This is a genomic window from uncultured Oscillibacter sp. (genome assembly GCF_910587525.1).
GTDB lineage: Bacteria > Bacillota > Clostridia > Oscillospirales > Oscillospiraceae > Oscillibacter.
In genome coordinates this window covers 1-8,949 of the sequence record NZ_CAJULS010000097.1, presented here as the reverse complement: position 1 = coordinate 8,949, position 8,949 = coordinate 1, and the positions used below count along the sequence as shown (strand labels likewise).

Here is an 8,949-nt window from a genome sequence, read left to right as displayed (position 1 = left end):
CTGCCGGTTTTGGAGCAGGTGATGCGGATGATGAACCTGGTGGCCCAGGAGAAGGGCGTGGAGATGACTTACGACGCGGCGGAGGGCTGTACGGTCCTGGCCGCCAAGGACGAGATCCACCAGGTGATCTACAACCTGGTGGACAACGCGGTGAAATACTCCGCTGCCGGCGGGGCCGTGCAGGTGTCCCTGCGGTGGCGCAGTGAGCAGGTGGTGCTGGAGGTGGCGGACAACGGCGCGGGTATCCCGGAGGAGGATCTGCCCCGGATCTTCCAGCGCTTTTACCGGGTGGACAAGGCCCGCTCCCGTGCCGCCGGCGGCACGGGACTGGGACTGTCCATCGTCCAGGACACCATGGAGAAGCGGGGCGGCACTGTGGAGGCGGCCAACCGGCCCGGCGGCGGCGCGGTATTCACCGTTCGCTGGCCCTATGCGAAGGAGGGAGAGCGGCTGTGAGGGGGAAAGTTCTGCTGTTTTGGGGTGGCATACTGCTGGCGATGTTCTGCGCCGCCTGCGCCCCGGCGGACAGCGAGACAGCCGAGAACAGCTACCAGCTCTATTTCCGCGAGGAAGATCTCTCGGCCTCCTCCGGCGGAGACGTGTTCCGGACGGAGACGGTGGAGCTGGCGGAGGGGCTGGATACCCAGGCGTCGGTGGAGGCCCTGGTGGAGGGGCTGCTGGATGGTCCCCAGAGCGAGCTGCTGCGGGGAACACTGCCTGCCAGTACCACGCTGCTGTCAGCCAAGGTGGAGGGCAGCCGGGCAGTGGTGGATTTCTCCGCGGCTTACAGCACCCTCTCCGGTGTGCGCCTGACCATGGCGGACTACGCCGTGACACTGACGCTCACCCAGCTGCCGGAGATCACCTCTGTGAAGATCACGGTCCAGGGCCAGGAACTGGCCTACCGGGACAAGCAGGTCTTCACCGCCCGGGACGTACTGCTGTCCTCCGAGGAGGATGTGGTGGGCACTGTGGACGCGGCGCTGTTCTTTCTGAATGAGGAGGGAGGCCTGACGGAGGAGCAGCGGACGCTGGACCTCTACGAGGGAGACACCCAGGCCGCCGCCGTGATCCGGGCTCTGGAGGGGGCGCCGGAGACCAAGGGCCTCTCTACCGCCCTGCCGGAGGGCTTCCGGGTGCGGAGCGTCTGGCAGGAGGAGGATACTTGTTATGTAAATCTGTCCTCGGCGCTGGTGGACGGATTGTCAGAGGACCTGCCCCTGGGTACGGCTCTCCGGTCTCTGAGCCAGTCTCTGTGCTCCCTGGAGGCGGTGAGCGAGGTGCGTTTTCTGGTGGACGGGGAGTTTGAAGAGCGCTATGGGAGTGTGGATGTGTCTGAGCCCTACACGGCGTAAAGAGCGGACCCCCCGGAGGACCAAGGTCCTCCGGGGGGGGTTGACGGGGGTTACTCCGCCCACTTCCAGGCGGTCTCCAGGGCCACTTCCATCATCTCGTGGAAAGACTCCTGCCGGTCCTCGGCAGAGAGGGCCTCGCCGGTAAAGAGGTGGTCGGAGATGGTGAGAAGGCTCAGAGCCCGTTTGTGGAAGGCGGAGGCGGTCCAGTAGAGGCCGGCGGTCTCCATCTCCACCGCAAGCAGCCCCAGGTCCCGGGCCTGCTTGTTCACCTCCGGGGAGGGGTGGTAGAAATGGTCGCTGGTGAAAACGCTGCCCACCTGGGTGCGGACGCCAAGGGTTTTGGCGGCCTCCACGGCGTCCGACAGCATCTCATAGTTGGCCACGGGGGCGAAGAGCCCCGGGAAGGGGAAGGCGGCGCCGTAGTTGGAGTTGGTGGAGGCGGCCATGGCGATGATCACGTCCCGGAGCTTTACCTGCCCGCACAGTCCCCCGGCGGAGCCGATGCGGATAATGGACTCCACGCCGAACTGTGTGAAGAGCTCGGTGGCGTAGATGCCCATGGAGGGCACGCCCATGCCGTGGCCCATGACGGAGACCTGCCGCCCCTTGTAGGTGCCGGTGTAGCCCAGCATGTTGCGCACGGTATTGAAGCAGACGGGGTTTTCCAGATACCGCTCCGCCACGTGTTTGGCCCGCAGGGGGTCGCCGGGCATGAGGACGATCTTGGCGATCTCGGCGTCCGTGACGCTGATGCTGGCGGAGATAGAGCTTTTTGTCATAATAATCTGTCCTTTCTCAAATAATCAGGTCATTTCCAGGCTGGTTCAAAAACCAGCCGTAATGCCAAACGGTAATTTAACAGCGCCATTATACAGAATGGAATATGGGAAATGCGCGTTCATCTGTGACTTTGAAAAAGGGCAGCCAGGCTCTCCGTGTACGGTGCGCGGCAGATGCCCTTTTCTGTCACGATGCCGGAAATCAGCGTGTGGTCGGTGACGTCGAAGGCGGGATTGTAGCACTTCACCTCGGGCAGGGCCATGGGCTCTATGTACCACGTTTCCCGGATCTCTCCGGGGTCCCGGAGCTCGATGGGGATGTGGTCCCCATCGGGACAGCTGAGGTCGATGGTGGAGGTGGGACCCAAGACATAGAAGGGGATGCCGTAGTGCTTCGCCAGGATGGCCACGCCGCTGGTGCCGATCTTGTTGGCGGTGTCGCCGTTGGCGGCAACCCGGTCGCAGCCCACGAAGCAGGCTTGGACCCAGCCGTTTTTCATGACAATGGAGGCCATGTTGTCACAGATCAGCGTCACATCGATGCCGGCCTGCTGGAGCTCGTAGGAGGTGAGCCGGGCGCCCTGAAGCAGGGGCCGCGTTTCATCGGAGAAGACGCGGAACTTCATGCCCTGCTCATGGCCCAGAAACAGGGGGCCCAAAGCCGTGCCGTACCGGGAGGTGGCCAGGGGGCCGGCGTTGCAGTGGGTGAGGACGCCGTCGCCGTCCTTGATAAGACGCAGGCCGTACTCGGAGATAGCCCGGCACATGGCAATGTCCTCCTGGTGAATGGCCCGGCATTCCCCGCCCAGGAGGTCCAGCACTTCCGCCACAGGCTTTCCGGCGTTGGCGGTGACCACGCCCTCCATACGGTTCAGCGCCCAGCTGAGGTTCACGGCGGTGGGGCGGGAGGTATTCAGGTACTCCTTTTGGGCATGGAATTTCTCCGCAAAGGCGTCATAATCCCAGAGTTCCCACTGGCGGGCCAGGGCGTAGATGCCATAGGCGGCACAAATGCCGATGGCCGGAGCTCCCCGGACCTGGAGGAGCTTGATGGCGTCATAGATTTCCTCTGGTGTGCGGAGAGTCAGGTACACAGTGCGGTTTGGCAGCTGCGTTTGGTCAATGATGACCACGCTCTTTTCATCGCCGCCCAGGCGCACGTTGTCGATGTGGGTCACCTGTTTGAGCGTTTCATTCATGGGAAATCCCTCCGATCTTCAAATGATCTGTCGTGTCGGCACTGTTTTCCGCCAACCGCTGATATAGTCAAACCACTTGAAAACCGTGCCCGATTTTCAAGGCGGACAAAGCCCGCCAGCCCATGAAATGGGCTTTGTTTTGACTGTGAAGTCCACCGCGGACCGCTTTGCGGCCCCTGCGGCGCAGTCGCGCCGCAGGCCTGAAAAGAATCCGGGGATTCTTTTCAGGTGCGGTGACTATAAAAACCTTTCATGGAGCGCAGGGTGTCCGCCTGCTGGGGTGTGAGCTCCACCCCGCCGCCCATGCGGTCCACCAGGAAGTGAATCCTGGCGGTCTGCTCCACCACCTCCAGCCGGTCAAAGGCGGTCAGGAGGGTGGGGCCCCAGGCCAGGGAGCCGTGTCCTGCCAGCAGCACCGCGTTGTGGGTGTGAACGAAGGGGCGGATGCTGTCGGGCACCTCGTCGGTGGAGAGCATGGCGAACTCCGTGACAGGAACCTCTCCCAGCGAAAGGACCATCTCTGTCAGATACCGCTCCGTCAGGGGGCGGCGGCAGACGGCCCGGGCGGTGGAGAAGGGGGGATGGGCGTGGACCACGGCCCGGACATCGGGCCGCTCCCGGTAGATCATCAGGTGCATTTTGCTCTCGGAGGACGGGGGGCGGTCCCCCTCCAGAATGACGCCCTCCAGGTCGCACAGCACCAGCATGTCCGGCGTCATGCGCCCCTTGCCCACCCCGGACGGGGTGATGAGGATCTTGCCGTCCTCCACCCGGACGGAGACGTTGCCGTCATTGCTGACCACATACCCTCTCTCATAGAGAAGACGGCAGACGCCGCAGATCTCCTCCCGGACACTCTCGTAACGTTCCAAATGGGACACCTCCTTTTGAAAAAAACGGGCTGAAATCCCTCCTTCTGTTGGAGGGGAATTGTTGCTGGAAATCGGAGGAAGAATATGATATGATTACAAATACTTGGCGGCAATGGCCTCCAGGGCGGCAGGGTCGGTCTCCCGCCAGGCGGTAAAGCCCTGATCGGCTGCGGCCCTGCCCACCTCCACCAGGAAGGCGGGGATGCGCTCTTCCAGCATGACCCCCAGCTCCCGGCCCATGGCCTCGCAGCCCTGGCGGTCGTCTCCGCCCACGAACAGCGTGAAGGCGGACCGGGGTTTGCCCTCTACCAGCTTGGACGCCCCCCGGAAGCCCATGACCCCCGTTTGATGAGTGCCGCAGGAGGAGGGACAGCCGGAGATGTGGATCTGGGGCAGGGCGCCGTTGGGGAGATTCGCCTCCCGCACGGCCGCCACGCAGGCTCTCAGCAGACCCTGGGAGTCCCGGGTGCCCACCTGGCAGATGGTGCCGCCGATGCAGCTGACGGAGGATTCGAAGAGGGACTTGGCGCCCTCGTGGGTCAGGTCCAGCATGGTGCGGGCCTCGGCGCCGTTGAGATTGATCAGATAGGCGGTCTCGTCCGGAGACAGGCGCAGCTCCGCGCCGGGCATTTTCTCCATGGCGTCGCTGACGGCGCAGAGGACCGCCGGGTCCGGCTGGCCGCCGATGGGGTGCCAGACCACGGTGTAAAGACCCGGCTGTTTTTGCTCCAGCACCCGGGGGCCGGAGACCACAGAGCCGTCTCCCGCCTTTTCCAGAGCGGCGGGGTGGAGTTCCAGGTCCAGGTCTTCTCCGGAGGTGAAGACTTCCGAGAGCTTTTCCCGGTAGGCTTTGACGTAGGCCTCCGGGCCGCCGCAGGCCTCCTGCATATAGCGGGTCCGGGCCCTGCCCCGGTTCTCATAATTGCCATAGGCCCGGAAGGTCAGCCACATGGCCTTGATATAGTAGAGGATTTTGGAGGGCTCCACGGCCTCCGCCACCTTGACGCCGAAGCGTGGATTGTTGCCCAGGCCTCCGGCGCTGTATACGTCGAACTTTCCGTCAGGCCGGGCGGCAAAGCCCAAATCCCGGTAAGTGGCGTGGGTGACATTTTTGGGAGAGCTGGAAAACCCCACTTTCAGCTTTCGGGGCATCTTCTCCGCCTTGATGAAGGTCATCAGATACTCCCCGGCGGCCTCCGCCCAAGGCAGGACATCGAAATACTCATCCTTCTCTGTGCCGGAGAGGGGAGAGCACATGACGTTCCGGGGATAGTCCCCGCCGCCGCCCATGGTGACGATGCCGGCGTCCAGGGCTGCCTCTATGATGTCCCCGGCGGTCTGGCCGTCCAGGCCGTGGAGCTGGATGGTCTGGCAGGTGGTGAAGTGGACCAGGGCGATCCTGTGTTTCCGGATGGCCCTGGCGGTAAAGGCCAGTTTCTCCGGCGTCACCCGGCCGGCGGTCATCCGCAGGCGGAGCATGCCGGCCTGGCCGCCCTTTTGGGCGTAGCTGCCGTAGAGGCCGGAGAAGCCCTTGTAGGCGGCCTTGTCCAGCTCTCCGGCGTAGAACGCGGCGGTCTTCTCCCGGAAGGCGGGCAAGTCCTGCTTCCAGGTCTCGGGTGGGATGGTTTTCATGGCTGTATTCCTCCTGTGCCGGGAGGGGCCCGGCTGAAATTTCACAGAAGTAGTTTACCATATCCGGTGAATCTCAACAACTGTTTTTTCCACACTGATATAAAAGAGGGGCGATTTTTATATGAAGCAGTTTCAAAAAATCCTCTGTGCCGTACTGGCGGCGGTGCTGCTGACCGGATGTTCCTCGGTGCCTGCGGAGAGCGGCGGCGCGGCGGCGGACGCTGTCCTGGCTCCGGCGGCGGGCGGCATCGCGTTTACCGATGCGCTGGACCATGAGGTGACCCTGGAGAGCTGGGAGCGGGTGGTGTCCCTCTACGGCAGCTTTGCCGAGACCTGGCTCCTGGCCGGCGGAACGCTGGCGGGGACCACCGAGGACGCTGTCAGTGAGCGGGGGCTGGACCTGGGAGAGGCCGTGGCCGTGGTGGGCACGGTGAAGGAGCCCGGTATGGAGGAGATCCTGGCCCTGGCCCCGGATTTTGTGATCCTCTCCGCCGATGTTGCCTCCCAGGTGAAGCTCCACGGGGCTCTGGAGGAGGCGGGGATTCCCCACGCCTATTACCGGGTGGATGCCTTTGCGGACTACCTTGCCATGCTAAAACAGTTCTGTGAGCTGACAGGCCGGGCGGATCTCTATCAAAAGAACGGCCTTGCGGTGCAGAAGCGGATCGACGCCGTGCTGGCGGCGGCGGAGGCGGCGGAGGGCGCGCCCTCCGTGCTGCTGATCCGGGCTTACTCCACCGGGGCCAAGGCCAAGGGGGACGACAATCTGGCAGGGGTGATTCTGCGGGACCTGGGGGCGGACAACCTGGCGGACCGCTATGAGAGTTTGCTGGAGGACGTGAGCCTGGAGGAGGTTATCGCCGCCGACCCGGACTTTATCTTCATCACCACCATGGGGGCGGAGGACAAGGCGCTGGCGTTTATGGCCGAGACCTTTGAGGAAAATCCCGCCTGGGCAGGGCTCAGCGCCGTGAAAAACGGAGACTATGTGATGCTGCCCAAGGAGCTGTTCCACTACAAGCCCAATACGCGCTGGGGGGAGAGTTATGCCTATCTCGCCGAGATCCTCTATCCGGAGCTTGCCGGCCAAATCCAATAGCGAGCGGGCGGCGGTGCTGGCGCTGCTGGCGGCCGCTCTGTGCGCCGCGGTGCTGCTGAGCCTGCGGTGCGGCAGCCAGAACATTCCTGTGGGGCAGCTGCTGGCAGCCCTCCGCCGGGGGGACCCCAACGACCCATCGCTGCGGATTTTGCTCTACGCCCGCATTCCCCGCACGCTGGCGGGGGGGCTGGCCGGCTGCGCTCTGGCCCTGGCGGGAACGCTGATTCAGGCGGTGCTGAACAACGCCATGGCCAGTCCCAACGTCATCGGCGTCAACGCGGGGGCGGGCTTTGCCGCCCTGCTGGCGGTAACACTGGCCCCAGGCACGGTAGGGCTGATGCCCCTGGCCTCCTTCCTGGGGGCGCTGGTGACGGCGCTTTTTATCTATGCTCTGGCCGCCAGGGCAGGGCTCTCCCGCACTACGCTGATTCTGGCGGGCATTGCGGTGAGCAGCATGCTGACCGCCGGCAGCAACGCCCTGACGCTGCTGTATCCGGACGCAGTGGTGGGAGCCACCGGATTTATGCTGGGAGGCTTTAACGGCGTGACGCTGTCCGCCGTCCGGGGTGCCGGATGGTATCTGGCGGCGGGAGCGGCGCTGTCCGCCTTTTTGGCGGCGGATCTGGACGTGCTGCGGCTGGGGGAGGAGAGCGCCGCCGGCCTGGGCCTCCATGTGGGGCGGACCCGGTTTCTGGCGGTGCTGGCGGCGGCTCTGCTGGCAGGGGCGGCGGTGAGCTTTTCCGGCCTTTTGGGGTTTGTGGGATTACTGGTGCCCCACATGGCCCGGCGGCTGGTAGGCGGAGATAACCGCTGGCTGCTGCCGGCGGCGGCTCTGCTGGGGGGCAGCTTCGTGCTGGTGTGCGACGTAGCGGCCCGGCTGCTGTTCGCCCCTTTTGAGCTGCCTGTGGGCATTGTGATGTCCCTGCTGGGCGGGCCGTTTTTCCTTCATCTGCTGCTGCACCGCAGGAAAGGCCGGGTATATGATTGAGTTTTGCCATGTGACAACCGGATACAGCGGTGCGCCGGTGGTGCGGAACGTCTCCCTCCGGATTCCCCGGGGGAAGGTCACCGCGCTCATCGGCCCCAACGGCTGCGGAAAGACCACCCTTCTCCGGGCGGCAGGGCGGCAGCTGTCCCTGTACGGGGGGGAGATTCTGCTGGCTGGACGGTCCGTTTCCGCGTACGGGCGGAAGGAATTTGCCCAAACGGTATCGTTCCTGCCCCAGGTACGGGCCGTGCCTGCCATCACAGTGCGGGGACTGGTGTCCCACGGGCGTTTTCCCCACCTGGGTCTCTCCCGGCAGCTGCGCCCGGCGGATTGGGCGGCGGTTGAACGGGCTATGGCGGACACCGGGGTGGCGGACTGGGCGGATCGGGACCTGCGGGAGCTCTCCGGCGGCGAGCGGCAGCGGGTGTACCTGGCCATGGCCCTGGCCCAGGAGACGGAGGTGATCTTTCTGGATGAGCCAACGACTTTTTTGGATCTGGGCCGCCAGTTCGAAGTGCTGGAGCTGATTCAGGCGCTGAACGTCAGGGGAAAGACCATCGTCATGGTGCTTCACGACCTGGCCCAGGCCCTGGGATACAGCCACCAGACAGCTCTGATGGACCAGGGACGGCTGGTGCTGTGCGCAGGCCCCCAGATGCTGTATGAGAGCGGGAAGATCGACGAGGTCTTCGGCGTGCGGGCGCACAGGGCAGGGGAGACCTGGTATTTTACGCCCCGGCACGACGGCGGATAAAAAAGATGCGGGAAAATTTGGACAGGAAGTAATAAACCTGTTGACAAACCGTTTTGGGATATGGTATCATATTTTAAGTGTTTGAGAGGCGGGGCCGCACAGAGCTACGGAGAGATGTCCGAGTGGTTGAAGGAACCGGTCTTGAAAACCGGCGAGGCGCAAGTCTCCGTGGGTTCGAATCCCACTCTCTCCGCCATTTTTTTGAAGTGCATATGAATCTGCGGAAGTACCCAAGTGGCCGAAGGGGCTCCCCTGCTAAGGGAGTAGGCTG

General features: G+C 63.9%; 9 protein-coding genes and 1 tRNA gene. 6 read left to right on the top strand and 4 right to left on the bottom strand.

All coding sequences use genetic code 11. The features are described 5' to 3' along the window. Positions 1-456: cell wall metabolism sensor histidine kinase WalK (locus QZ326_RS09275; protein WP_295744333.1), on the top strand; the 456-nt coding region annotated here is incomplete at its 5' end. Next, positions 453-1,355: a GerMN domain-containing protein gene (locus QZ326_RS09270; RefSeq protein ID WP_295744330.1), complete on the top strand. Its 903-nt coding sequence runs from the start codon at positions 453-455 to the stop codon at positions 1,353-1,355. The genes QZ326_RS09275 and QZ326_RS09270, both read left to right, overlap by 4 nt. Positions 1,356-1,405: 50 nt before the next feature. On the opposite strand, the gene deoD is transcribed toward QZ326_RS09270, so the two are convergent. The 4 genes from deoD to QZ326_RS09250 form a co-directional block, all read right to left on the bottom strand. After that, complete coding sequence (gene deoD / locus QZ326_RS09265) at positions 1,406-2,134, bottom strand: purine-nucleoside phosphorylase (protein WP_295744327.1); 729 nt, start codon at positions 2,132-2,134, stop codon at positions 1,406-1,408. Between the two features lie 119 nt (positions 2,135-2,253). Continuing rightward, positions 2,254-3,333, bottom strand: coding sequence for an S-methyl-5-thioribose-1-phosphate isomerase (gene mtnA, locus QZ326_RS09260; protein WP_295744324.1), 1,080 nt, complete (start codon positions 3,331-3,333; stop codon positions 2,254-2,256). 224 nt (positions 3,334-3,557) lie between these two features. Beyond that, on the bottom strand, positions 3,558-4,205 hold the full coding sequence (locus tag QZ326_RS09255; RefSeq protein ID WP_295744322.1) for a class II aldolase/adducin family protein: 648 nt from the start codon (positions 4,203-4,205) through the stop codon (positions 3,558-3,560). Positions 4,206-4,298: 93 nt separating this feature from the next. Continuing rightward, complete coding sequence (locus tag QZ326_RS09250; RefSeq protein ID WP_295744321.1) at positions 4,299-5,837, bottom strand: nitrite/sulfite reductase; 1,539 nt, start codon at positions 5,835-5,837, stop codon at positions 4,299-4,301. Between the two features lie 121 nt (positions 5,838-5,958). Here QZ326_RS09250 and QZ326_RS09245 point away from each other — a divergent pair, with 121 nt between their 5' ends. The 4 genes from QZ326_RS09245 to QZ326_RS09230 all read left to right on the top strand — a co-directional run bounded on the left by QZ326_RS09245 (position 5,959) and on the right by QZ326_RS09230 (position 8,874). After that, complete coding sequence (locus QZ326_RS09245) at positions 5,959-6,936, top strand: ABC transporter substrate-binding protein (RefSeq protein ID WP_295744319.1); 978 nt, start codon at positions 5,959-5,961, stop codon at positions 6,934-6,936. Further along, entirely contained in the window at positions 6,917-7,924 is a 1,008-nt protein-coding gene (locus QZ326_RS09240) for an iron ABC transporter permease (RefSeq protein WP_295744316.1), read from the top strand. Before QZ326_RS09245 ends, QZ326_RS09240 begins: the two co-directional genes overlap by 20 nt. After that, positions 7,917-8,678: an ABC transporter ATP-binding protein gene (locus QZ326_RS09235; protein WP_295744313.1), complete on the top strand. Its 762-nt coding sequence runs from the start codon at positions 7,917-7,919 to the stop codon at positions 8,676-8,678. The genes QZ326_RS09240 and QZ326_RS09235 overlap by 8 nt, the downstream gene beginning before the upstream one ends. 108 nt (positions 8,679-8,786) lie before the next feature. Further along, positions 8,787-8,874 (top strand) — tRNA-Ser (locus tag QZ326_RS09230). Positions 8,875-8,949: the final 75 nt, after the last annotated feature.